Below are 24,274 nucleotides of genomic sequence, written 5' to 3'. Positions count from 1 at the left end.
ACCACAAGACCGGCGGACCCGTCATCCGATCACTGACCGCCTACGACCACTGACCACGGAATCAATCATCTAGGCCGTTCGGCATCCGTCAGGCGGTCCGCCTAGGCACCGCCTTAGGCCACCTCAGGGACCTCGGGTCCCGGCCTAAGGCCCCCCGGCTCCCGCAGATGCGGCATGCTCCCGATGTGCCGGCACCCCCTGGGGCGCGAATCTTGGATCACACCGAACGAGGTGTCCGAGAAACGCGAACCAGGGAGCACAAGATGTTCGAGTACGAGATCGCCACCGCCCGCCGCGACGACCTCATCCGCGAGGCCGACGCCTACCGTCTGGGCCAGGAAGCGAAGAAGGCCCGCCGCCTCTTCTCCCGGAGCCAGGAACCGGAGGGGTCGGTGAGAGGGCAGCGCGGCCGGTTCGCCCGCGCCGCGTAACCCGCGTCGCGAGACCGTGCGACCGGCACGTGATGAGAAGCGCACCGATATCCAGTGCCGATGAGCAGGGCCCCTGTGCGATGCTCGGCGGCGTGGAGACCAGATCTGTCAGCCCGGTGTTCGTCGGCCGAGCCGACGAACTGGCCGTACTCACCGACGCACTGACGCGCGCCGCCGGCCAGGAGCCGCAGGCACTGCTCATCGGCGGCGAGGCCGGGGTCGGCAAGACCCGCCTCACCGAGGAGTTCCTCTGCGAGGCCGACCGTCGCGGCGCGGTCGTAGCCGTCGGAGGCTGTGTGGAGATCGGGGCGGAGGGACTTCCCTTCGCCCCGTTTTCGACCGCGCTGCGCACCCTGCACCGCCTGCTCCCCGACGAACTGGCCGCAGCCGCCGTCGGCCAGGAGAACGAACTCGCGCGCATCCTCCCCGAACTCGGCGAGACCCCACGCGGCCCGCACGACGAGGAGAGCACCGCCCGGCTCTTCGAACTGACGGCCCGGATGCTGGAACGCCTCGCCGCCGACCGCACCGTCGTCCTCGTCCTGGAAGACCTGCACTGGGCGGACACCTCCACCCGGCACCTGCTCTCCTACCTCTTCCGCGCGCTCGGCAGCGGCCGGCTCGTCGTGGTCGCCACCTACCGCGCCGACGACGTCCACCGCCGCCACCCGCTGCGCCCGCTCCTCGCGGAACTCGACCGGCTGCGCACCGTCCAGCGCATCGAGCTGTCCCGCTTCAACCGGGCCGAAGTGCGCCGCCAGCTCGCCGGGATCCTCGCCTCGCAGCCCGACGAGGAGTTCGTCGAGTCGGTCTTCGACCGCTCCGACGGCAACGCCTTCTTCGTCGAGGAACTCGTCGCCTCCCGCGCCAGCGGCTGCTCCACCGGCCTCACCGAATCCCTGCGCGACCTGCTCCTGGTCCGCGTCGAAGTCCTCCCGGACGCCGCGCAGCGCGTCGTGCGCATCGTCGCCGAGGGCGGCTCCACGGTGGAGTACCCCCTGCTGCGCGCCGTCACCCGGCTCACCGAGGACGAACTGATCGAGGCCCTGCGCTCGGCGGTCGGCGCCAACATCCTGCTCCCCACCGCCGACGGCGACGGCTACCGCTTCCGCCACTCCCTGGTCCGCGAGGCGGTCTCCGACGACCTGCTGCCCGGCGAGCGCGCCCGCGTCAACCGCCGCTATGCCGAGGAACTCGAACAGGACGACTCGCTGATCCGCGCGGAGGAGCGGGTCATCCGCCTCGCCACCTACTGGTACTACGCCAACGACGCGGCCAAGGCCCTGCCCGCCGTCCTCGCCGCCTCGGTGGCCGCCCGGCGCCGGCACGCCTACTCAGAGCAGCTGCGGCTGCTGGAACGGGCCATGGACCTGTGGGAGGGCGTACCGGAGGACGTGCGCGGCGAACTGCGCCCGGCGGACTACACCGAGGTGTACCCGCCCTGCGGCTGCGACCCAGCGACCACCCCGCTGCAGCGCCTCGACCTGCTGGCCGAAGCCACCGTCGCGGCCCGCTTCGGCGGCGAGCGCGAACGCGCGCTGAAGCTGACCAAGACGGCCCTGCGGCTGCTCGAGGACGGCCAGGACCCGCTGCGCGCCGCCTGGTTCTGGACCGAACGCTCCCGGATGATCGCCAGCCTCGCCCGCGGCGACGGCTGGGAGGAGCTCGCCAGGGCGCAGGAGCTCGTCCGCGGGCTGCCCCCGTCCCAGGTGCACGCCGACGTCCTGGTCCGGGCCGCGAGCTGGGGCATGCTCCACAAGCCGGGGCCCGACAACCTGGTCGCCGCCGAACGCGCCGTGGAGTACGCGCGGATGGTCGGCGCCGAGGACACCGAGCTCAACGCCCGGATCACCGTCGGCAGCCTGCTCGTCGACTCGGGGGACCCCGAGCGCGGCCTCGCCGAGATGTACGCGGTCAAGGACCGGGCCGCCGGACTCGGGCTCGGCATGCTGGTGGCACGTGCGCATGTGAACCTCACCTCTCACCTGGAAAGCCTGGGCCGGTCCCGCGACGCCGTGGAACTGGCCGAAGAAGGCGCCGAGCTGGTCAAGAACTCCCATCTGATGGACTCCGAGGCGTACATCCGGGGGAACCTCGCGGAGAGCCTGTACAGCCTCGGCCGGTGGGAGGAGGCCGCGACGCAGGCCCGGCGCACCCTGACCCTCGTCAGCAGCGCCGCCCCGCGCGCCGCGGCCGTCGTGCGACTCGCCCACCTGGCCCTGGCCCGCGGCGAACTCGCCGAAGCCGCCGGTCAGCTCACCGCCGCCCGCACCCACTTCGGGTCCCACGACGGCCAGCCCCAGCACCGGATCCCGCTGTTCCGCCTCGCGATCGGCGTGGCGGCGGGGGAGGGCCGGATAGCCGACGTCCGCCGTGAGGTGGACGCCGTCATCGACTACGGCTTCCCGCTCGGCAACCACCGCTACGCCTGGCCGCTGCTGCTCGCCGCCGCCTCGGCCGAAGCCGAGGCCCGGGGCCTGCCGGCCGCCGAGGCGGGCCGAGAGGAGGCGCTGACGGTGCTGCGCACCGCCGCCCGGGCCCTGGCCACCCCGGTCCCGGTGTGGAGCGCCCACTCCGAGTACCTCAGGGCGGAGCTGCTGCGGGCCGAGGCCCGGGACACCGTCGCCGACTGGACGGCCGTGGAAGCGGCCGTACGCCCCCTGGAGCGCCCCTACCTGCTGGCCAGGGCCCAGTACCGGCTCGTGGAGGCCCTGCTGGCCACCGGCGGGGACCGCGAGGCCGCCGCCGGGATGCTCCAGGAGGCCTACGCCACCGCCGAGCAGCTCGGCGCCCGAAGGCTCCGCGAGGACCTGGCCCTGCTCGCGCAGCGCGCCAGGCTCCCGCTCATTCCCGTGGACGCCGCCGCCAAGGCCCTGCTCGCTCCGGAGGCCGACCCGGTCGAGGCGCTGGGCCTGACCAGCCGCGAACGGGACGTGCTGCGCCTGGTCGCGGCGGGCCACACCAACCGCCAGATCGCCGAGGAGCTCTTCATCTCCCCGAAGACGGCCAGCGTGCACGTCTCGAACATCCTGGCGAAGCTCGGCGTCGCGGGCCGGGGCGAGGCCGCCGCCCTGGCCCACCGGCTCCGGCTCTTCGGCCCCGTCGCCCCGCAGCCGGCCGGGAAGCGGTGAAGGAAAGCCCCCTGGGCCGTCTCTTACGGATCTTCCCCGGCCCGCGCCGCCCGCGCCGCCCGCGCCGGGCATTGCGGCCGTGTTAAAGGTTCGTGGCCATCGCGAAGAGAAGGTTCCCCGCGCGGGGCCCGACTCCTAGGGTCCGTCGGAAATCGCGATCAAGGGAGTGCCCCGCCATGCCCCTCGACCTGTCCGACGAGAGCCGGTACGACCGTGCGCGCCTGCGCCAGTGGGCGCGCGGCCGCGCCCGCTCGGCCGGAGTGGACCGCCGAGACCTGCTCAGGCTCTTCGCGGCGGGAGCCGCGGCCGGCACCCTCGGCCTGGGCGCCGCCGGAACCGCTGAAGCCGCCGGAGCCGCCGCCCTGCCCGCGACCGTGAAGCCGCTGCCGCCAGAGCTGTTCACGATCCGGGGGACCAACGCGGAGACGAAGTTCGCCGCCCTGCGCGGCACGGGCCTGCTGACTCCCGTCGACCGGTTCTTCGTGCGCAACCACACCGCCACGCCGCGCCTCGACAAGGACGGCTGGCGGCTGAAGGTGTGGGGCGACGCGCTGTCCGGCGGGCCGGTGGAGTTCTCGTACGACCGGCTGCGCGCGCTGCCCGCCGTCGAGCGGACGCTGTTCATCGAGTGCGCGGGCAACGGCCGGAGCTTCTACACCACCCAGCAGGGCCAGACGGTGGCCGGGACGGCGTGGACCCTCGGCGCGATCGGTGTGGCCCGCTGGCGCGGGGCCCGGCTCTCGGACGTGCTGCGGCTGGCCGGGGTGACTCGCGGAGCCGTGGACGTCCTGCCCCGGGGCCTGGACGACGAGGTGGTCACCGACGGCGTGAACCTGGGCCGGGTGCGGCGCCCGCTGCCGGCGTCGAAGGCACTGGACGACGTGATCCTCGCGTACGAGATGAACGGCGAGCCGCTGCCGGCCGACCACGGCGGGCCGGTCCGGGTGGTCGTTCCGGACTGGATCGGGATCTCCTCGATCAAGTGGGTCGGGGACATCGAGGTGAGCGGGCAGCCGCTGTACACGCCGTGGAACACCGACCTCTACCGGCTGTTCGGCCCCGACCAGCCGCCGCAGGGCAGCGAGCCCCTGACCCGGCAGACCCTCAAGAGCGCCTTCGAGCTGGAGCCGGGCGCGACCGTGCCCGTGCACCGCACGAAGGTGCTGACCGGACGCTCCTGGTCCGGAGCGGCCCCCGTGCACCAGGTGGAGGTCAGCACCGACGGGGGTGCCCGCTGGCGGCGGGCCCAGCTCCACGACGTCCCGCGCCGCGGCGGCTGGGTGCGCTGGTCGGTGCCGTGGACCCCGCGGACCCCGGGGGAGACCGCCCTGCTGGCACGGGCCACGGACGCGACCGGGCGGACGCAGCCCGAGACGGCCGCCCACAACATCCACGGCTACCTCTTCGACGCGGTCGTCCGCCACCCGGTCACGGTGGTCTGAGCCTTCCGCGGCACCCCGGACCAGGCCGATCCCCCAGGAGCGCCCTACACCGCCGGGTCCTCCTTCGCGCGTATGAGCACCTTGCCGGAGTCCAGGTCTATCGGGCCCTTTCCCGGGTCGCCGTCATTGACGTCGATCCGGGAAAGCTCCAGCCGCTTCTTCTCCTCGTCCGTGTGCTTGCGGCCCGGACTGAACAGTTCCTCGATCATGTTGAACATCGCGTCCACCGCACCTTTCGTCCCCCCGTCGGGGCCCGCCGGTCATCGCACCGTCAGTGTCAGGATCCTGTCGTCGCCGGCTTCCGGCGACCCGCGCCCGTCCGTCTCGCTCGTGACCAGCAGCAATCTGTCCCCACCGAGGGGTACCACGGTGCGCAGCCGGCCGTACTCGCCCGCCAGGAACGGCTCGGGCTCCGCCACCAGGGCCGCCCCGGCCAGCGGAATCCGCCAGAGCCGCTGCCCCCTCAGCCCGGCCATCCAGACGGAGCCCTGCGCCCAGGCGATCCCGCTCGGCGAGGCCTCGTCGGTCTTCCAGACCGCCACCGGATCGCGCATGCCCGGCTTGCCGGCCTTGCCCTCGGCCTCCGGCCAGCCGTAGTTCGCGCCGGGCTCGATCAGATTCAGCTCGTCCCAGGTGTTCTGCCCGAACTCGGCCGCCCACAGCCGTTTGTCCTTGTCCCAGGCGAGCCCCTGCACATTGCGGTGCCCGTAGGAGTAGACGACCGAGTCGGCCTCCGGATTGCCGTGCACCGGCTCCCCGTCCGGGGTCATCCGCAGGATCTTCCCGCCGAGCGACTTCTTGTCCTGGGCCAGCCCGGTGTCCCCGGTCTCGCCCGTCCCGGCGTAGAGCATCTTGTCCGGGCCGAAGGCGATCCGCCCGCCGTTGTGGATGAGCCCCTTGGGAATCCCCCTGAACACCGTGTCCGGTGCGCCCAGTTGATCGCCGGCCGGTCTCTTCTCGTCATAGCGCAGCCGGGCGATGCGGTTGTCCGACTCGGTGGTGAAGTAGGCGTACACCATGAGGTCCGAGGCGAAGGAAGGGGACAGGGCCAGGCCCATCAGCCCGCCCTCGCCGCCCGGGGCGACCCCGGGCACCTTGCCGACCTCGGTCACGGCGCCGGTGCCCACCTCGACCCGGCTGATCGTGCCCTTGTCCCGCGAGGCGACGAGCAGGTTCCCGTCGGGCAGCGGAGCCACCCCCCACGGGGACTCCAGGCCCTGGGCGGCCACGCCGGTCACCGTCACCTGCCCCTTGGCCGGCGGCCCGGAGGCCGACGCGGAGGCGGAGGGCCCGCCCGAGGCCCCCGATGGCGCGGAGCCCGCCGTCGTGCCCGGTGGCGCCTCGCTCGGCCGGGCTCCGGCTCCGTCCGGCGGGGAGCAGCCGGCGGCCAGCAGCGCCCCGCATCCCGCCAGGGCGACCGCCGCCAGTACCCCGCGGACCCGGCCGCGCGGGCCACCGTACGACCGCATCGGCAGCCTCACCCGACCCTGCACCCGACCCTGCACCCGGTCCTGCACCCGGTCCTGGCCCGGCCCTTGTGCCTCCCCCGACCCAGGCCCCTGCCCCGGCCCCTGCCCTTGTCCAGGCCCCGGCCCCTGCCCCGGCCCCTGCCCCGGCCCCTGCCCTTGTCCCGGCCCAGGCCCCTGCCCCGGCCCCTGTCCCCGCTCGTGTCCGTATCGCATCGCCGTACTCCCCTCCGGTCCTCCGATCGTGCCCTCACAGACTCAACAGCGCCGACCATGCCCCAAGTTCCGCCACTCGTACACTCGATCGAGTGGATCAGGCGCCCATCGGCACCGGCAGCTCCGACAGCTCCACCAGGTCCTCGGCGCTCAGCCGCACCTCCGCCGCCCGCGCGTTCTCCGCCGCCCGGTGCGCCTGCCCGGTCCCGGGCACCGGAACCACCTGCGGCCCCTGCGCCAGCACCCACGCCAGCGCCACCTGCGCCGCCGTGACCTCCGGTCCGTGCCGCCGGGCGACCCGCCGCAGCCCCGCCACCAGCACCTGGTTCGCCGCCATCGCGTACGCCGTGAACCGCGGATGCCTGGCCCGGACGTCCTCGGGCTCGAACCCCTCGCCCGGGACCAGCGTCCCGGTCAGGAACCCGCTCCCCAGCGGCATCGCCGCCAGGAACCCCACACCCCGCGCCGCGCACCACGGCAGCAGCCGCCACGCCGCCTGCGGCGACCACACCGACAGCTCCGCCTGCACCGCGCTCACCGGGAACACCTGCTGCGCCCGCTCCAGGTGCCGCACGGTCGTCTCGTACGCCGGGTCCCCGCGCCGCCCCGCGCCCGGCCCGGTGCCCGCCCCCAGCGCGCAGAAGCCCAGCGCCCGCACCTTGCCCGCGCCCACCAGCTCCGCCATCGCGCCCCAGGACTCCTCGACCGGCACGTCCGGGTCCACCCTGTGCAGCTGGTACAGGTCTATGACGTCGGTGCGCAGCCGCCGCAGCGAGGCGTCGCAGGCCCGCCGCAGGTACCCGGGGCGCCCGTCGGCCACCACGTGCACCCCGTCGGCCCGCAGCCCCGCCTTCGCGGACACGAAGGCGTCGGCCCTGCGCTCGCGCAGCACCCGGCCGAGCAGCAGCTCATTGGTGTAGGGGCCGTACAGATCGGCGGTGTCGAGCAGGTTCGCCCCCAGGTCGAGGGCCGTGTGCAGGGTGAGCAGCGAGTCCTCGCGCCGCCTGCGCGAAGGCGCGTACGCCCCGCTCATCGGCATGCAGCCGAGGCCGACGGCACCCACCGTCAGCGCCCCCGCCCCGATCGACCTGCGCTCCACCGTGCGTCCCCCCTGGTCCTCCCGGTCCGGCACACAAACTAACGGCTCGATCCGGATCCCCTGGCATAGCCTCCTGATCATGACTGCAGAGATGCGCGAGACCCTCGACGTATGGCTCCCCTTCCCCGCCGAGGAGATCGAGGGCCTGCCCGATTCCTTCCACTACCGCCACTGGGACGGCGAGGAGACCTTCCCCGCCGATCCGGCCGCCTGCGTCTTCTACGTCACCCCGTACATGAAGTCCCCCGCCGTCACCCTGCGCCCGCTGGCCGCCATGCCCCGCCTGCGGATCGTCCAGACCCTGACCGCCGGGGTCGATCACGTCCTGGGCGGCCTCGGCGACCTGGCCCCCGGTGTCCGTCTGTGCAACGCCAAGGGCGTCCACGACGCGAGCACCGCCGAGCTCACGCTCACCCTGGTCCTGGCCTCCCTGCGCGGGATCCCCGGCATGGTGCGCGGCCAGGACCGCGAGGAGTGGCGCTTCGGGTTCTACGAGGCCCTCGCGGACAAGTCCGTACTGATCATCGGCTACGGAGCGGTCGGCGCGGCCGTCGAGGACCGGCTCGCGCCCTTCGAGTGCGAGCGGATCGTCCGGGTCGCGCGGACGGCGCGCACCACGGCGCGCGGGCCGGTGCACGCCCTCGCCGAGCTGCCCCAACTCCTACCCGGGGCCGACGTGGTGATCCTCTCCACACCGCTCACCGCGGAGACGAGGGGGCTCGCGGACGCCGAGTTCCTCGGCCGCATGAAGGACGGCGCGCTGCTCGTGAACGTGGCCCGCGGACCCGTCGTCGACACCAAGTCGCTTCTGGCGGAGGTGGAGTCGGGCCGGCTGCGCGCCGCGCTGGACGTCACCGATCCGGAACCACTGCCTTCAGGCCATCCGCTCTGGCATGCTCCGGGTGTCCTGATCACGCCCCATGTGGGCGGCAGCAGCTCCGCGTTCGAGCCGCGGGCCAAGCGCCTGGTGGCCCGTCAGCTCCGCCGGTTCGCCGCCGGAGAGCCCGTGGAGAACACGGTGCTGATCACGGAATGACGTGCGGTGAGCACGCTCCGCGATCGCCCGAACGCGCTCGGTGGACGCAACTCCCCTGTTGGTGACGGAGCGTAGAGACACTATGTCCCTGAGTGACGAAAGTGGTGTATCGTCCGGACCAAGGGGCTGCGCCACGAATGTCTGGCGCCGGGGAGTGATCGGACACTTTGGGGGGCGACGGGCGATGCACGGCCAATGGACGAAGGATCCGATGCGGCGAAGCCGCCGGAGGCGGCGGTGCCGGGACTGGACCGCGCCGGAACCAGCCAGCGAGGGGGACCGGTGAGCACCCCGGGGGCGGCGCTCCTGACCCGCCGGCCCCTCGCCGGCGGCGGCAGCGGCGCCAAGGCGCTGGCGATGCAGCTCCTCCTCGCGGTGGTCAGCAGCGGGTACGCCGTGGGTGCGGCCCTCGGCTGGGGCTCAGAGGAACTCGCCGAGATCATGGGCGACTTCGGGCTCAGCGCCGCCGGCCTGCTGGCCGCCGTCTCCTGTTTCACGTACGCCCGGGCCATTGACAGCCGGGAGCGCCCGGCCTGGCTGCTGTTCGCGTTCTCCTCGCTCATGGGCTGCTGCGGCAACGCCGTCTGGGGCTGGTACGAGGTGGTCCTCGGCGAGGCCGTGCCGAAGCCCTCCCTCGCCGACTTCGCCTTCCTCTGCTTCGCGCCGCCCGCCATCGTGGGCCTGCTCGTCCTCGCGAAGCGCCCGGTCACCAGGGCCGGCTGGGTCTGCCTCGGCCTCGACTCCTGGCTCATCGGCGGCTCCCTGCTCACCCTCTCCTGGAGCCTGGCCCTCGCGCACGCCGCGCGCACCGCCCAGTCCGGCGCCCCCGGCAGCGTCCCGCGCGCGGCCCTCTCGCTGGCCTACCCGCTCCTGGACATCGCGCTCGTCTCAATGGTGCTGGTGCTGCACTTCCGCCGCTCCGAGACCAACCGCTCCGCCGTGAACACCGCCATCGCGGCCCTCGCCCTGACCGTGCTGAGCGACGCGCTGTTCACCTCGCCGCTGCTCAGCGCCGAGTACCAGTCCGGCCAGCTCCTCGACGCCGGCTGGTTCGCCGGCTCGCTCCTCCTCGCGTACGCGCCCTGGGGCGCCCGCCGCCTGCACCCCGGCCCCGGGCCCGAGCACGGAGCGGCCCACGCGCGCTCCGAGCGGCCGCACAGCCGCCCCATCACCGGCTCCCTCCCCGCCCTCACCCCGTACCTCGCGGCGGCCGTCTGCACGCTGGGCATCCTCTACAACGTGGTGGACGGCAGGAAGGTCGACCGGGTCGTCGTCTTCACGGGCTGTACGGTCGTGCTCGCCCTGGTCATCCGCCAGGGCATCATGCTGCTCGACAACATCGCGCTGACCCAGGAACTGGCCCAGAAGGAGAACCACTTCCGCTCCCTGGTCCAGGGATCCAGCGACGTCATCATGATCGCCGCGCCCACCGGAACCCTGCGCTACGTCAGCCCCGCCGCCGCCGGGGTCTACGGCCGCGAGGCGGAAGAGCTGGTCGGCACCGAGCTGGCCACCCTGATCCACCCGGAGGACCTGGGCCGCGTCGTCCACGAGGTGCGCCGCTTCCTGGCCGCGCCGCCCGCCGAGGAGCCGACCACCCGCATCGAGTGCCGGTTCAGATCGGGCGGTGGCGAGTGGCTCAATGTGGAGTCCACCGTCAACCGCCACCAGGGCGGCCTCATCCTGAACAGCCGGGACGTCACCGAACGGGTCCGGCTCCAGGCGCAGCTCCAGCACAGCGCCGAGCACGACCCGCTCACCGACCTCCCCAACCGGGCCCTGTTCACCCGGCGGGTCCGCCAGGCCCTCACCGGCCGGCGGGCCGGGGACCACAGCACCGCCGTGCTGTTCATCGACCTCGACGGCTTCAAGGCGGTCAACGACACCATCGGCCACCAGGCCGGTGACGAGCTGCTCATCGAAGCCGCCCGCCGGCTCCAGGACTCGGTCCGGGCCGGGGACACCGCGGCCCGCCTCGGCGGCGACGAGTTCGCCGCACTGATCCTGGGCGACGGCAACCGCGACCGCAGCGCCCGCGAGTACCAGGTCCACGAGATCGCCGACCGGCTGCGCACCACTCTCTCCCAGCCCTACCGGATCGCCGGGAGCGAGGTCCGGGTCGCCGCCAGCATCGGCGTGGCCTTCGCGGACCCCGGCATCACTCCTTCGGACCTGATGCGCAACGCGGATCTCGCGATGTACCGGGCCAAGGCGGGCGGCAAGGACCGGGTCGAGATGTACGCGCCCCAGATGCAGGCCGAGGTCGTCCGCAAGGCCGAGCTGGCGGGGCGGCTGCGCACCGCGCTGCACGACGGAGAGTTCGCCCTGCTGCACCAGCCCGTGGTCTGCCTGGCCTCGGGGGAGATCTCGGCCGTGGTGGCGCAGGCCCGGTGGCGTTCCGCCCAGGGGATCCTGTTCACCCCCGCCGAGTTCCTGCGGGTCGCCGAGTACAGCGAAGGAGGGGCCGGCGAAGGAGGGGCTGGCGAGGGAGGGGCCGGCGGGGCCGGCGGGGGCGGGTCCACCGCCCGGGCAGCCGTGCCGGACGCCTCGCGCACCGCCGAGCTGGGGCGCTGGCTGCTGGAGCAGGCCGTCGGGCAGGCCGCCGAGCGGCACCGGGCCGGGCACGACGTTCCCGTGGCCGTACGGATGACCGCGCAACGCCTGCTGGACCGGTCGATGCCGCTGGGCTCCGTGGAAGCCCTGCTGACCCGCAACGGGCTGCCGTCGGGCGCGCTCGTCCTGGAGCTCGCCGTCTCCGACCCCAGGGTGCCCTTCGACGACCTGGAGCGCCGTCTGGCGGCGCTGCGCCGCCTCGGGGTCCTGATCGCCCTGGACGGCTTCGGCAGCGGTTACGCGGCCATCAGCGCGCTGCGCCGGCTTCCCGTGGACATGCTCAAGCTCGACCGGGGCCTGGTCGAGGGGGTCGTGGAATCCCCCCGACTCCACAAGATCACCGCAGGTCTGTTGCGGATCGCAAACGACCTCGGCATGCAGTCGGTGGCGGAGGGCGTGGACCTCCCGGAGCAGGTCATGGCACTGCGCGCGATGGGCTGCAGCCATGGGCAGGGAATGGCCTTCTCCGGCCCTCTGGACGAGTACAGGCTGCGGCGAGCGCTCGTGCGCGGTACGTTCCCAGTACCGGGCGGTGCGGCCCAACCCGCGTTGGCCGGTGGTTCGCCGGGGGGCTCGATGGCTATCCACAGAGGCTCACATAATGAGACGCCCGTCCCACCCGCTTGACATCACCCTCCCGCCGGAGGGAGGGTCAATGCCATGCGCACCCGAATTCTCGTACTTGGAAAGCGCGTCGGCTGAAGCTGGGACCAGCATGTCCCCGCTCAACGCACCCGACGCGCTCCCCTCGCTTGCCTCCCGGCACGAGGGGTTTTTTGTTGCACTGGCAACGTCGAATCTCGTAAAACCCTCCTCGTAAAACCCTCAGCTTCGAGAAGAGAATGCCGATGACCGATCAGGCCACCGGGGCCCACCATCCGCAGCCGCGGGCCCGTACCGGCGGACACCAGACCGCCGCAGTTGAGCACGTCACGGGTGCGCAGTCCCTCATCCGCTCTCTCGAAGAGGTGGGGTGCGACACCGTCTTCGGCATTCCGGGGGGCTGCATCCTCCCGGCCTACGACCCGATGATGGACAGCAAGAAGGTCCGCCACATCCTGGTCCGCCACGAGCAGGGGGCCGGCCACGCCGCCACCGGCTACGCGCAGGCCACGGGCAAGGTCGGCGTCTGTATGGCCACCTCCGGCCCGGGCGCCACCAACCTGGTCACCCCGATCGCCGACGCGCACATGGACTCCGTGCCGCTCGTCGCGATCACCGGCCAGGTCTCCTCCAAGGCGATCGGCACCGACGCCTTCCAGGAGGCGGACATCGTCGGCATCACCATGCCGATCACCAAGCACAACTTCCTGGTCACCAAGGCCGAGGACATCGCGCGGACCATCGCCGAGGCCTTCCACATCGCCTCGACCGGCCGCCCCGGTCCGGTGCTGGTCGACATCGCCAAGGACGCCCTGCAGGCGAAGACCACCTTCTCGTGGCCGCCGAGCCAGGACCTGCCGGGCTACCGTCCGGTCACCAAGCCGCACGCCAAGCAGATCCGCGAGGCCGCCAAGATGATCGCCGCCGCCAAGCGGCCGGTCCTCTACGTGGGCGGCGGCGTCATGAAGGCCGGCGCGACCGCCGAGCTGAAGGTCCTCGCCGAGCTCACCGGCGTCCCGGTCGTCACCACTCTGATGGCCCTGGGCTCCATCCCGGACAGCCATCCGCAGAACGTCGGCATGCCCGGCATGCACGGTGCCGTCACCGCCGTGACCGCGCTCCAGAAGTCGGACCTGCTGATCGCGCTCGGCACCCGCTTCGACGACCGCGTCACCGGCAAGCTGGACAGCTTCGCCCCCTTCGCCAAGGTCATCCACGCGGACATCGACCCGGCCGAGATCGGCAAGAACCGCGCCGTGGACGTCCCGATCGTCGGTGACGCCCGCGAGGTCATCGCCGACCTGATCCAGGCCGTCCAGGCCGAGGCCAACGACGGCAACGCCGGCGACTACACCGCCTGGTGGAAGGACCTCAACCGCTGGCGCGACACCTACCCGCTGGGCTACGACCTGCCCGAGGACGGCACGCTCTCCCCCCAGCAGGTCATCGAGCGGATCGGCCAGCTGGCACCGAAGGGCACCATCTACACGGCCGGCGTCGGCCAGCACCAGATGTGGGCCTCGCACTTCGTGAACTACGAGGAGCCCCGCACCTGGCTGAACTCCGGCGGCGCCGGAACCATGGGCTACGCGGTCCCCGCCGCGATGGGCGCCAAGGTCGGCATGCCGGAGCGCACCGTCTGGGCGATCGACGGCGACGGCTGTTTCCAGATGACCAATCAGGAACTGGCCACCTGCGCGCTGAACAACATCCCGATCAAGGTCGCGATCATCAACAACGGTGCGCTGGGCATGGTCCGCCAGTGGCAGACCCTGTTCTACAACCAGCGGTACTCGAACACCGTCCTGCACGCGGGTGAGACCGGCACCGACACGGCCGTCGGCTCCCAGCTCGGCGAGTCGGCCGCCCCCCGCATGGGCACCCGGGTCCCGGACTTCGTCAAACTGTCCGAGGCCATGGGCTGCGTGGCGCTGCGCTGTGAGGACCCGGCCGACCTGGACAAGGTCATCGCCGAGGCCAACGCGATCAACGACCGCCCGGTCGTCATCGACTTCATCGTCCACGAGGACGCCATGGTGTGGCCGATGGTCGCCGCCGGCACCTCGAACGACGAGGTCATGGCCGCACGGGGCGTCCGCCCCGACTTCGGCGACAACGAAGACGACTGAGCCGAGAGAGCCTGAGAGAGAGAACGACTCACATGTCCAAGCACACGCTCTCCGTCCTGGTCGAGAACACGCCCGGCATCCTCGCCCGGATCGCCGCGCTGTTCTCCCGCCGCGGGTTCAACATCGACTCCCTCGCGGTCGGTGTCACCGAGCACCCCGACATCTCGCGCATCACCATCGTCGTGAACGTCGAGGACCTCCCGCTGGAGCAGGTGACCAAGCAGCTCAACAAGCTGGTCAACGTGCTCAAGATCGTCGAGTTGGAGCACACCAACGCCATCGAGCGCGAACTCGTTCTGGTGAAGGTCCGCGCCGACAACGAGACGCGCTCGCAGATCGTCGAGATCGTCCAGCTGTTCCGCGCCAAGACCGTCGACGTCTCCCCGGAGGCCGTCACCATCGAGGCCACCGGCGGCACCGACAAGCTGGGCGCGATGCTCAAGATGCTGGAGCCCTTCGGCATCAAGGAGCTCGTCCAGTCCGGGACGATCGCCATAGGGCGCGGCGGCCGGTCCATCACGGACCGCAGCCTGCGCGCGCTCGACCGCAGCGCCTGAGCCCGGCCGGGCCGGTGACTCCGGCCCGGTCGTGCCCCGCCCGTTCGTTTCTCGCTCGCTCGTATGGCGAGACCGAGAACCACGTATTCCGTTCCCCGCCGTACGGTGGGAGCAACACCAGCGCACCAAGGAGATATCCCAGTGGCCGAGCTGTTCTACGAGAACGACGCCGACCTGTCCATCATCCAGGGCCGCAAGGTCGCGGTCATCGGTTACGGCAGCCAGGGCCACGCCCACGCGCTGTCGCTCCGTGACTCCGGCGTCGACGTCGTCGTCGGCCTGCACGAGGGCTCGAAGTCCAAGGCCAAGGCCGAGGAGCAGGGCCTGAAGGTCCTGCCCGTCGCCGAGGCCGCGGCCTGGGCGAACGTCATCATGATCCTGACCCCGGACCCGCTCCAGGCCGAGATCTACGCCGCCTCGATCGAGTCGCACCTCGAAGAGGGCGACGCGCTCTTCTTCGGCCACGGCTTCAACGTCCGGTACGGCTTCATCAAGCCCCCCACCAACGTGGACGTCGCCCTGGTCGCGCCGAAGGGCCCGGGTCACCTGGTCCGCCGTCAGTACGAGGAAGGCCGCGGCGTGCCCTGCATCGCCGCCGTCGAGCAGGACTTCACCGGTTCCGCCTTCCAGCTCGCGCTGTCGTACGCGGCCGGCATCGGCGGCACGCGCGCCGGCGTCATCAAGACCACCTTCACCGAGGAGACCGAGACCGACCTGTTCGGTGAGCAGGCCGTTCTCTGTGGTGGTGCCTCCGCGCTGGTGAAGGCCGGTTTCGAGACGCTGACCGAGGCCGGCTACCAGCCGGAGATCGCGTACTTCGAGTGCCTGCACGAGCTGAAGCTCATCGTCGACCTCATGTACGAGGGCGGCCTGGAGAAGATGCGCTGGTCGGTCTCCGAGACCGCCGAGTGGGGCGACTACATCACCGGTCCCCGCATCATCACGGACGCCACCAAGGCCGAGATGAAGAAGGTCCTCGCGGAGATCCAGAGCGGCGAGTTCGCCAACACCTGGATGGCCGAGTACAAGGCCGGTCTGCCGAAGTACAACGAGTACAAGAGCGCCGACGAGGCGCACCTGCTGGAGACCACCGGCAAGAAGCTCCGCAAGCTGATGAGCTGGGTCGACAACGACGAGAGCTGATCCACGCGCGGCGGGGCCGGGACGATGCGTCCCGGCCCCGCCGCACAGGGGCTCCGGACCGCGGAATACAGGCCTCCTGTAGATCCGCTTGTCCACCCCGGCCAATCACGGACGGGTGATCCTTCCGTACAGGCGGAATTCCCTCCCGGATCCGCCACTACACTGCACAACACAACGCGTCAGGCCCACAGTGTCGTGCGTCTTCCACGCGGCTACCCCCTCCACCGCCTGCGGCCGTCGGGACGGCCGTCCGCACTGGACTTGTGAGGACCCACGTGAGCTCGAAACCTGTCGTACTCATTGCCGAAGAGCTGTCGCCCGCCACTGTCGAGGCGCTCGGCCCGGACTTCGAGATCCGTCACTGCAACGGCGCCGACCGCGCGGAGCTGCTCCCCGCGATCGTGGACGTCGACGCGATCCTGGTCCGCTCCGCGACCAAGGTCGACGCCGAGGCCATCGCCGCCGCCAAGAAGCTGAAGGTCGTCGCCCGCGCGGGCGTCGGTCTCGACAACGTCGACGTCTCGTCCGCCACCAAGGCCGGCGTGATGGTCGTGAACGCACCGACCTCCAACATCGTGACCGCCGCCGAGCTGGCCTGTGGCCTGCTCGTCGCGACGGCCCGCAACATTCCGCAGGCCAACACCGCCCTGAAGAACGGCGAGTGGAAGCGGAACAAGTACACGGGTGTCGAGCTCAGCGAGAAGACCCTCGGTGTCGTCGGCCTCGGCCGCATCGGCGTCCTGGTCGCCCAGCGCATGTCGGCCTTCGGCATGAAGATCGTCGCGTACGACCCCTACGTGCAGCCCGCACGCGCCGCCCAGATGGGCGTCAAGATGCTGGCGCTCGACGAGCTGCTCGAGGTCGCCGACTTCATCACCGTGCACCTGCCCAAGACCCCCGAGACCCTCGGTCTCATCGGGGACGAGGCCCTGCACAAGGTCAAGCCGTCCGTCCGCATCGTCAACGCCGCCCGCGGCGGGATCGTGGACGAGGCCGCGCTGTACTCGGCCATCAAGGAAGGCCGCGTCGCCGGCGCCGGCCTCGACGTGTACGCGAAGGAGCCCTGCACGGACTCCCCGCTGTTCGAGCTCGACCAGGTCGTCTGCACCCCGCACCTCGGCGCGTCCACGGACGAGGCCCAGGAGAAGGCCGGTGTCTCGGTCGCCAAGTCGGTGCGCCTGGCGCTCGCCGGCGAGCTCGTGCCCGACGCGGTCAACGTCCAGGGCGGCGTCATCGCCGAGGACGTCCGTCCCGGCCTGCCGCTCGCCGAGAAGCTCGGCCGCATCTTCACCGCGCTGGCGGGCGAGGTCGCGGTCCGCCTCGACGTCGAGGTCTGCGGCGAGATCACCCAGCACGACGTCAAGGTGCTCGAACTCTCCGCGCTCAAGGGCGTCTTCGAGGACGTCGTCGACGAGACGGTCTCCTACGTCAACGCCCCGCTCTTCGCGCAGGAGCGCGGGGTCGAGGTCCGCCTGACCACCTCCTCGGAGTCCCCGGACCACCGCAACGTGGTGACCGTCCGCGGCACCCTGTCGGACGGCCAGGAGGTCTCGGTCTCCGGCACGCTCGTGGGCCCGAAGCACCTGCAGAAGATCGTCGGCATCGGCGACTACGACGTGGACCTGGCGCTCGCCGAGCACATGATCGTCCTGCGCTACGCCGACCGCCCGGGCGTGGTCGGCACCGTCGGCCGCATCCTCGGCGAGGCCGGCCTCAACATCGCGGGCATGCAGGTCGCCCGCGCCGAAGAGGGCGGCGAGGCCCTCGCGGTCCTCACCGTCGACGCCGAGGCCCCGGTGAACGTCCTCGCGGACATCGCCACCGAGATCGGCGCCGTCTCGGCCCGTACGGTCAGCCTCGGCTGACACTGCGGCAGCGCACAGAGCGAAGGGCCCGGGGGAGACCCCGGGCCCTTTCGCGTGTCCCGCCCCGCTACGCCGCTCAGTGCACGAGCGCTTCGCCGGCCGGAGCCGGCTCCGCCGGAGCCGGGGCCTGGGCTCCGCGTCCCCGGAGCAGGGCCGCGGCGAGCACCGCCGCCGCGAGGAGCAGGACCGTACCGCCCCAGGCCGCGTACTGCATTCCGTGGACGAAGGCCTCCCGGGCCGCGGCCAGGACCTGCCCGCCGGCCGCGCCGCCGAGCCCCCGGGCGGTGGCCACGGCTCCGCCGAGGGTCTCCCGTACGGCGGGCTCGGAGCCGGCCAGGTCGGCGCGGTAGACGGCCGTGCCCAGGCTGCCCAGGACGGCCATCCCGAGGGCCCCGCCGAACTCCTGGCCGGTCTCCAGCAGGGAGGCGGCCGAGCCGGCCTTCTCGGCGGGGGCGGAGCCGAGCGCCATGTCGGAGACCAGGGACATCACGGTGACGATGCCGCAGGCGAGGACCCCGGCTCCGGTCAGCAGCAGCCACAGCGAGTCGGTGTCCACCAGGCTGATCAGGGCGAACCCGGCGGCGGCGAGGACGAAGCCGCCCGAGATGACGTAGGCCCGTTCGGTCTTCTGGGCGAGGGCCGCGCCGACGGGGGCGGCGGCGCCGATGACGACCGAGGGGGCGAGGCTCCAGAGGGCGGCCTCCAGCGTGCCCATGCCGAGCACCGACTGCAGGTACTGGGTGGTGAAGTAGGCCGAGCCCATCATGGCGAAGGCGGCGATGGTGTTCAGGCCGATGCCGGCGCCGAAGCCGCGCCCCCGGAAGAGGTCCCGGGAGACCATGGCGTCGTCACGGGTGCGCTGGCGGCGGACGAAGAGCCACCCGAAGGCCAGGCCGGCGGCGAGGCAGCCGGCGTGGAGCGGGCTGAAGCCCTCGGCGGCGATCTCCTTGAGCCCGTAGACCACCGGCAGCACGGCGGCCATCGACAGCGGCACGCTCAGCAGGTCGAAGCGGCCGGGCGCCGGGTCCTTGAACTCCGGGACCAGCACGGGGACCAGCACCAGCAGGAGCAGCATCGCGGGCACGTTGATCAGGAAGACGGAGCCCCACCAGAAGTGGTTCAGCATCACCCCGCTCAGCACCGAGCCCAGCGCGATGCCGCCGGTCATGGCGCCGGACCAGATCGCGATGGCCTTGCCGCGCTGCCGCTCGTCCTGGAAGAGGTTGCGTACGAGGGCGAGCGTGGACGGCATCAGGGTCGCGCCGCCGATGCCGAGCAGCACCCGGGCCGCGATGAGCATTTCGGCGCTGGAGGCGTAGGCGGCGGCGACGGAGGCGAGTCCGAAGGCGGCCGCGCCGGCCAGCAGCAGCGTGCGGCGGCCGATCCGGTCGCCGAGCGAGCCCATCGTGATGAGCAGGCCCGAGAGGGCGAAGGCGTAGCTGTCGAAGATCCAGAGCTGCTGGGTGGCGCTGGGGTCCAGCTCCCGGGTGATGGCCGGGATGGCGAAGTAGAGGACGGAGACGTCCATCGAGACCAGGAGCAGCGGGAGCAGGAGAACGGTGAGGGCGGTCCATTCCCGGCGACCGGCGAGACGTGCTGCGGGGTTCGTCATGAGCAGCAATGTACAAGCGTCATAAACGCTTGTCTAGTACGACCGTATGGAACAATTGTGTAGGACGTTTGTCTTGGACGGGTGTCTTGGCTACCGTGAAGGCATGGGACATCGCGAAGACTTGCTGGAAGGCGCCAAGAAGTGCCTGGTCGAGAAGGGGTTCGTGGGCACGACGGCCCGCGACATCGTCAAGGCCTCGGGTGCGAACCTGGCCTCGATCGGCTACCACTACGGCTCGAAGGACGCCCTCATGACAGAGGCGTTCATGGCCGTCGTCCAGGAGTGGGGTGACCAGTTCACCGGCGCGGTGAAGGGTGAGGGCGGCTCGCTGGAACGCTTCCGCTCGGTATGGGACGGGGTGCACGCCGGGCACGAGGAGTCCGGCCCGATCTGGGCGGCGAGCCTGGAGGTCGCGGTGACCCGGGACCGGGACCGGCTGCCGGAACTACGTGCGCTGCTCGCCGCCTCGCAGGGGGAGGGGCGCAAGGGGCTGGTCTCGATGTTCACCGGCGTGCCCGAGGAGGACCTGACGGAGGAGGACCTGCGGACCGCGGGCGCCTTCTACCAGGCCCTGCTGAACGGGTTCATGCTCCAGTGGCTCTTCGACCCCGCGTCGGCCGCGACCCCGGCGGAACTGACGGAGGGGATGCGGCGGGCGGCGGAGGCGATGACGGCGGCGAAGGCCGGTCGGGACACGCCCTAGTGGGGGACCGTCAGCCGTGCAGGCGGGCGGCCTTGAGGGCCATGTGGAGGAGCAGGCGGTCCTCGCCCTCGTCCAGGTCGAGGCCGGTCAGCTGCTCCACCCGGGACAGCCGGTAGTAAAGGGTCTGTCGGTGGATCCCCAGGGCCGCCGCCGCGCGGCCCGCCTGGCCGGCGCAGTCCAGGAACACCTCGGCGGTCCGGGCCAGTTCGGGATTGGCCGGGCCGCGCAGGGCGCGGGCCACCGGGTCGTCCAGGGCCTCCTCGGCGACGGACGCCAGCATGCGGTAGGGCCCGATCGCGGACCACTGTGCGACCGGGCCGAGCCGCGGCCCGGCGGCGGCGGCCCGGGCGGCGGCGGTGGCCTGCTGCCAGGCGGCGGGCAGTTCGGTGAGCGCCCGCACGGGGTCGGACACCCCGGCGGTCACTCCTGTGGCCGACCCGGGGGCGGCGGCCCTGCCGCCTGCCGGGCCGCCTCCGTGGGCCGTTCCGCCGGCCGTGCGGGGCATCAGGCGGGAGATCGCCGTGAGGGCCGGAGCCAGCGGGTCCGCGCCGCGCAGCCGGATCAGGACCGCGAGGGACTGCCCCGCCGGGCCGCCGCCGGACGGGTGGGATTCCTGCTCGCCGGCCCCCCGCCAGGGCGCCACGCACACGGCCGCCGCTCCCGGCACCGACGTCGGGGCTTCGCCGGACCACGGGCTCACACAGACCGCGGCGTGCGGTCCTTCGGCGCCCGGACCGAGTGCCACCCGTAGCGCGGCCACCGCCATGTCCTGGTGCCAGCCGCGCCCGGCGGTGAGCACGGCGAGGAACTCCCGCGACAGGTCGGCCCCCGCCCGGGCCTCCTCCGCGAGCAGCAGCCCGATCCGCTGGGCCACCTCCATGGCGGCGGCCAGGGACTCCGCATCGGGCCCGGGCTCCTGGTCGAGGAGCCACACGTAGCCCTGGACGATGCCGCGGTAGCGCACCGGCAGGCAGATCCGCCCCCGGAAGACGCCGGCGTCCGGGGCCGCCGGGATCCTGACCGGTCCGGTGGCGCGGGCGATGCCGAAGCCCTCGAACCAGGACCGGACGGCCGCCGTCGACTGGCGGGTCAGGATCGAGCGGGTCCGTACCGGGTCCATGGCCAGATCGTCATCGCTGTCGTGCGCGCCGAAGGCGATGAGGCGGAAGTCCCGGTTCTCCAGCGTCGCCGGAGCGCCGAGCAGCGCCGAAATCTCGTCCACCAGGTCCTGGTAATCGCCTTTCACCCGCACATTCTCCCACCCCCGCACCCGCTCTTCAGACAGATGTATGAGATCCGGGCCACGGATGCGTGACAGCTGTCGATGGCAGAGGATCAGGGAGATCTCTAGGTTTCACGGTGGTTTTACTTGCGTTTTCCTTATGGCCTCCGTCGTCCCGGCGCGGGCTGAATGTCTGCTTCTGCCCGCCCCCGTTGGAGGTACCCCGTGCTGGGTCCCGCGATCCTCGCCGCCTCGCGCAGCGACACGATGCGCCGAATCGTCTCTGCCGCCCCGGTGACCAAGCCCGTGGTGAACCGGTTCATCCCCGGTGAGACGGTCGACCAGGTCATCCCGATCGTCGAGGACCTGACGGGCAAGGGCCTGGAGGTGACCCTCGACGTCGTCGGCGAGGACATCACCACCGTGGAGCAGTCCCACGCCGCGCGTGACGCGTACCTCGAGCTCATCGAGCAGCTCGCGCACCTGGGCCTCGGCGAGACCGTCGAGATGTCGGTGAAGCTGTCCATGTTCGGCCAGGCGCTGGAAGGGGGCCACGAGCTGGCCCTCGCCAACGTCCGCCCGGTCGTCGAGGCCGCCGCCGCCATCGGCACCACCGTGACCCTCGACGCCGAGGACCACACCACCCTCGACTCGATGTTCGCCATCCACGAGGAGCTGCGCCGCACGCACCCGCAGACCGGCTGCGTGATCCAGGCGTACCTGTTCCGCACCGAGGCCGACGCCCGCCGCCTGGCCGCGGCCGGCAGCCGCGTACGCATCGTGAAGGGCGCCTACAAGGAGCCCGCCGAGGTCGCGTACCAGGACAAGGCCGAGATCGACAAGGCGTACGTCCGCATCCTGAAGATCCTGATGGAGGGCGAGGGCTACCCGATGATCGGGTCCCACGACCCGCGCCTGATCGCCATCGGCCAGGAGCTCGCCCGCAAGGCGGGCCGCAAGCTGGACGAGTACGAGTTCCAGATGCTGTACGGCATCCGCGGCGAGGAGCACCTGCGGCTGGCCGCCGAGGGCCACCGCATGCGCGTCTACACGGCGTACGGGACCGACTGGTACGGCTACTTCATGCGGCGCCTCGCGGAGAAGCCGGCCAACCTGCTCTTCTTCCTCCGCTCGATGATCACCAAGAACTAGGCCCTCCCACTAGCTCAAGGAGCACCCCGCATCATGGACGCTGTAACCCAGGTCCCCGTGCCGGTCAACGAGCCGGTCCACTCGTACGCCCCCGGCACCCCGGAGCGCGCGCGTCTCGAAACGCAGCTGAAGCAGCTCTCCGAGAACCCGATCGACCTCCCGATGACGATCAACGGCGTCAAGCGGATGGGCGGCGGCGAGCGCTTCGACGTCGTGCAGCCGCACGACCACAAGTCGGTCATCGGTACGTACGCGAACGCCACGCGGGCCGACGCCCAGGAGGCCGTCGACGCCGCCCTCGCCGCCGCCCCGGCCTGGCGCGCGATGTCCTTCGACGACCGCGCCGCGATCATCCTGCGCGCCGCCGAGCTGCTGTCCGGCCCGTCGCGCGAGAAGCTGGCCGCCTCCACCATGCTGGGCCAGTCGAAGACCGCGCAGCAGGCCGAGATCGACACCCCGTGCGAGCTCGTCGACTTCTGGCGCTTCAACGTCCACTTCGCCCGCCAGATCCTGGCCGAGCAGCCGGTCGCGAACTCCGCCGGCGTGTGGAACCGCAGCGACCACCGCCCGCTCGAGGGCTTCGTCTACGCGATCACCCCCTTCAACTTCACGGCCATCGCGGGCAACCTGCCGACCGCCCCGGCCCTGATGGGCAACGTGGTCGTGTGGAAGCCGTCCCCGACGCAGACCCACTCCGCGGTCCTCCTGATGGAGCTCCTGGAGGAGGCCGGCCTGCCGAAGGGCGTCATCAACCTCGTGACGGGCGACGGCATCGCCGTCTCCGACGTGGCGCTGACCCACCCGGAGCTCGCGGGCATCCACTTCACCGGTTCGACCAAGACCTTCCAGTACCTGTGGAAGACGGTCGGCACCAACATCGAGGCGTACAAGTCCTACCCGCGCCTGGTCGGCGAGACCGGCGGCAAGGACTTCGTCGTCGCGCACCCGTCCGCGGACCGCGCGATCCTCAAGACCGCCCTGACCCGCGGCTCCTTCGAGTACCAGGGCCAGAAGTGCTCGGCGTCCTCGCGCGCCTACGTCCCCGCCTCGATCTGGAACGACGGCTTCAAGGAGGCCTTCGCGGCCGAGGTCGACGGCATCACCATGGGCGACGTCCGCGACCTGACGAACTTCATCGGCGCCGTCATCGACGAGCGTTCCTTCGCGAAGAACAAGGCCGCGATCGACCGCGCCATCGCCGACCCGACCTGCGAGATCGTCGCGGGCGGCACGTACGACGACTCGGAGGGCTACTTCGTCCGCCCGACCGTCATCGCGTGCACCGACCCGTCGAACGAGGTCTTCACGACCGAGTACTTCGGCCCGATCCTGGCGATCCACGTCTACGAGGACGAGTCCGCCGAGGGATTCGACGCGATGCTCGCCCAGATGGAGTCCGTCTCGGCGTACGCCCTGACCGGCGCCGTCATCGCGCAGGACCGCTACGCGGCCGCCGGCGCGATGGACAAGCTCCGCTTCGCGGCGGGCAACTTCTACATCAACGACAAGTCGACCGGCGCCGTCGTCGGCCAGCAGCCCTTCGGCGGCGGCCGCGCCTCGGGCACCAACGACAAGGCCGGCGCGGCTTCGAACCTGATGCGCTGGACCTCGACCCGCTCCATCAAGGAGACCCTGGTCGCCCCGACCGACTACGGCTACCCCCACATGGGCTGACCCCAGCCCCACTGAACCCCGCCCCCGTTCCGGTACCCCCAAGTCCGGAGCGGGGGCGGTTTCCATTTCCCCGATGGGCAAGTCCTGCTAGCGTGAGGGGAGTTGTCGCGTACGGCGACACGCTCCATTACTCGGGCCCGGCGTCCCGAGGGAGCCGAGGGCTCTCACGAGTTCCCGTAC

17 protein-coding genes are annotated in these 24,274 nt (G+C 71.7%); 12 read left to right on the top strand and 5 right to left on the bottom strand.

Going from position 1 to position 24,274, the window contains the following annotated elements:
- The first annotated feature begins 263 nt into the window (after positions 1–263).
- From MTF69_RS24780 to MTF69_RS24770, 3 genes are all read left to right on the top strand, one after another.
- Positions 264–431, top strand: coding sequence for a hypothetical protein (locus MTF69_RS24780; protein WP_243337825.1), 168 nt, complete (start codon positions 264–266; stop codon positions 429–431).
- A gap of 80 nt (positions 432–511) precedes the next feature.
- Positions 512–3,562 carry a helix-turn-helix transcriptional regulator gene (locus tag MTF69_RS24775; RefSeq protein ID WP_243337859.1) on the top strand — a complete coding sequence of 1,017 codons (3,051 nt, stop codon included), beginning with the start codon at positions 512–514 and terminating at the stop codon, positions 3,560–3,562.
- Between the two features lie 176 nt (positions 3,563–3,738).
- On the top strand, positions 3,739–5,004 hold the full coding sequence (locus tag MTF69_RS24770; RefSeq protein WP_243337823.1) for a sulfite oxidase: 1,266 nt from the start codon (positions 3,739–3,741) through the stop codon (positions 5,002–5,004).
- A 44-nt stretch (positions 5,005–5,048) separates the two neighbouring features.
- Here the strand turns inward: MTF69_RS24770 and MTF69_RS24765 are convergent, their stop codons facing one another.
- The 3 genes from MTF69_RS24765 to MTF69_RS24755 all read right to left on the bottom strand — a co-directional run bounded on the left by MTF69_RS24765 (position 5,049) and on the right by MTF69_RS24755 (position 7,785).
- Positions 5,049–5,222, bottom strand: coding sequence for a DUF6191 domain-containing protein (locus MTF69_RS24765; protein WP_243337857.1), 174 nt, complete (start codon positions 5,220–5,222; stop codon positions 5,049–5,051).
- A gap of 42 nt (positions 5,223–5,264) precedes the next feature.
- Positions 5,265–6,473 (bottom strand): sorbosone dehydrogenase family protein, encoded by a 1,209-nt coding sequence (locus tag MTF69_RS24760; protein WP_243337822.1) that lies wholly within the window; start codon positions 6,471–6,473, stop codon positions 5,265–5,267.
- 310 nt (positions 6,474–6,783) lie between these two features.
- Entirely contained in the window at positions 6,784–7,785 is a 1,002-nt protein-coding gene (locus tag MTF69_RS24755; protein WP_243337820.1) for an aldo/keto reductase, read from the bottom strand.
- A gap of 79 nt (positions 7,786–7,864) precedes the next feature.
- On the opposite strand from MTF69_RS24755, the gene MTF69_RS24750 reads away from it, so the two are divergent.
- From MTF69_RS24750 to serA, 6 genes are all read left to right on the top strand, one after another.
- Positions 7,865–8,821: a 2-hydroxyacid dehydrogenase gene (locus MTF69_RS24750; protein ID WP_243337818.1), complete on the top strand. Its 957-nt coding sequence runs from the start codon at positions 7,865–7,867 to the stop codon at positions 8,819–8,821.
- 282 nt (positions 8,822–9,103) lie between these two features.
- Positions 9,104–12,061, top strand: a complete 2,958-nt coding sequence (locus tag MTF69_RS24745; protein ID WP_374323705.1) for a putative bifunctional diguanylate cyclase/phosphodiesterase — start codon at positions 9,104–9,106, stop codon at positions 12,059–12,061.
- A 215-nt stretch (positions 12,062–12,276) separates the two neighbouring features.
- Positions 12,277–14,166, top strand: coding sequence for an acetolactate synthase large subunit (locus MTF69_RS24740; protein ID WP_243337815.1), 1,890 nt, complete (start codon positions 12,277–12,279; stop codon positions 14,164–14,166).
- Positions 14,167–14,198: 32 nt separating this feature from the next.
- The gene (gene ilvN / locus MTF69_RS24735; RefSeq protein ID WP_243337813.1) at positions 14,199–14,723 is read left to right on the top strand and encodes an acetolactate synthase small subunit; all 525 of its coding nucleotides are present in this window, start codon (positions 14,199–14,201) and stop codon (positions 14,721–14,723) included.
- A gap of 141 nt (positions 14,724–14,864) precedes the next feature.
- A complete protein-coding gene (ilvC, locus tag MTF69_RS24730; RefSeq protein ID WP_243337812.1) occupies positions 14,865–15,866 on the top strand; it encodes a ketol-acid reductoisomerase in 1,002 nt (333 codons plus the stop codon).
- A 275-nt stretch (positions 15,867–16,141) separates the two neighbouring features.
- Positions 16,142–17,731, top strand: a complete 1,590-nt coding sequence (gene serA, locus MTF69_RS24725; RefSeq protein WP_243337811.1) for a phosphoglycerate dehydrogenase — start codon at positions 16,142–16,144, stop codon at positions 17,729–17,731.
- Between the two features lie 76 nt (positions 17,732–17,807).
- Here the strand turns inward: serA and MTF69_RS24720 are convergent, their stop codons facing one another.
- Positions 17,808–19,343, bottom strand: a complete 1,536-nt coding sequence (locus MTF69_RS24720) for an MFS transporter (RefSeq protein WP_243337810.1) — start codon at positions 19,341–19,343, stop codon at positions 17,808–17,810.
- A gap of 103 nt (positions 19,344–19,446) precedes the next feature.
- Between MTF69_RS24720 and MTF69_RS24715 the strand changes: the two genes are divergently transcribed.
- On the top strand, positions 19,447–20,046 hold the full coding sequence (locus MTF69_RS24715; protein ID WP_243337808.1) for a TetR/AcrR family transcriptional regulator: 600 nt from the start codon (positions 19,447–19,449) through the stop codon (positions 20,044–20,046).
- Between the two features lie 10 nt (positions 20,047–20,056).
- Here MTF69_RS24715 and MTF69_RS24710 read toward each other — a convergent pair whose 3' ends face one another.
- Complete coding sequence (locus MTF69_RS24710; RefSeq protein ID WP_243337807.1) at positions 20,057–21,292, bottom strand: CdaR family transcriptional regulator; 1,236 nt, start codon at positions 21,290–21,292, stop codon at positions 20,057–20,059.
- 201 nt (positions 21,293–21,493) lie between these two features.
- On the opposite strand from MTF69_RS24710, the gene MTF69_RS24705 reads away from it, so the two are divergent.
- Positions 21,494–22,420 (top strand): proline dehydrogenase family protein, encoded by a 927-nt coding sequence (locus MTF69_RS24705; protein WP_243337805.1) that lies wholly within the window; start codon positions 21,494–21,496, stop codon positions 22,418–22,420.
- Positions 22,421–22,453: 33 nt separating this feature from the next.
- Entirely contained in the window at positions 22,454–24,094 is a 1,641-nt protein-coding gene (pruA, locus tag MTF69_RS24700) for an L-glutamate gamma-semialdehyde dehydrogenase (RefSeq protein ID WP_243337804.1), read from the top strand.
- The last annotated feature ends 180 nt before the right edge of the window (positions 24,095–24,274 follow it).

This window comes from Streptomyces sp. AP-93, assembly GCF_022808175.1.
GTDB lineage: Bacteria > Actinomycetota > Actinomycetes > Streptomycetales > Streptomycetaceae > Streptomyces.
The sequence above is the reverse complement of the archived record's forward strand: the minus strand, read 5'-3'. Positions and strand labels throughout refer to the sequence as shown.

What these genes read in the sequence shown, in the direction of transcription:
- MTF69_RS24780 (WP_243337825.1), top strand. Translation starts at nt 264, where the DNA reads ATGTTCGAGTACGAGATCGCCACCGCCCGCCGCGACGACCTCATCCGC.
- MTF69_RS24775 (WP_243337859.1), top strand. Translation starts at nt 512, where the DNA reads ATGCTCGGCGGCGTGGAGACCAGATCTGTCAGCCCGGTGTTCGTCGGC.
- MTF69_RS24770 (WP_243337823.1), top strand. Translation starts at nt 3,739, where the DNA reads ATGCCCCTCGACCTGTCCGACGAGAGCCGGTACGACCGTGCGCGCCTG.
- MTF69_RS24765 (WP_243337857.1), bottom strand. Translation starts at nt 5,222, where the DNA reads ATGTTCAACATGATCGAGGAACTGTTCAGTCCGGGCCGCAAGCACACG.
- MTF69_RS24760 (WP_243337822.1), bottom strand. Translation starts at nt 6,473, where the DNA reads ATGCGGTCGTACGGTGGCCCGCGCGGCCGGGTCCGCGGGGTACTGGCG.
- MTF69_RS24750 (WP_243337818.1), top strand. Translation starts at nt 7,865, where the DNA reads ATGACTGCAGAGATGCGCGAGACCCTCGACGTATGGCTCCCCTTCCCC.
- MTF69_RS24740 (WP_243337815.1), top strand. Translation starts at nt 12,277, where the DNA reads ATGCCGATGACCGATCAGGCCACCGGGGCCCACCATCCGCAGCCGCGG.
- ilvN (WP_243337813.1), top strand. Translation starts at nt 14,199, where the DNA reads ATGTCCAAGCACACGCTCTCCGTCCTGGTCGAGAACACGCCCGGCATC.
- MTF69_RS24720 (WP_243337810.1), bottom strand. Translation starts at nt 19,343, where the DNA reads ATGACGAACCCCGCAGCACGTCTCGCCGGTCGCCGGGAATGGACCGCC.
- MTF69_RS24715 (WP_243337808.1), top strand. Translation starts at nt 19,447, where the DNA reads ATGGGACATCGCGAAGACTTGCTGGAAGGCGCCAAGAAGTGCCTGGTC.
- pruA (WP_243337804.1), top strand. Translation starts at nt 22,454, where the DNA reads ATGGACGCTGTAACCCAGGTCCCCGTGCCGGTCAACGAGCCGGTCCAC.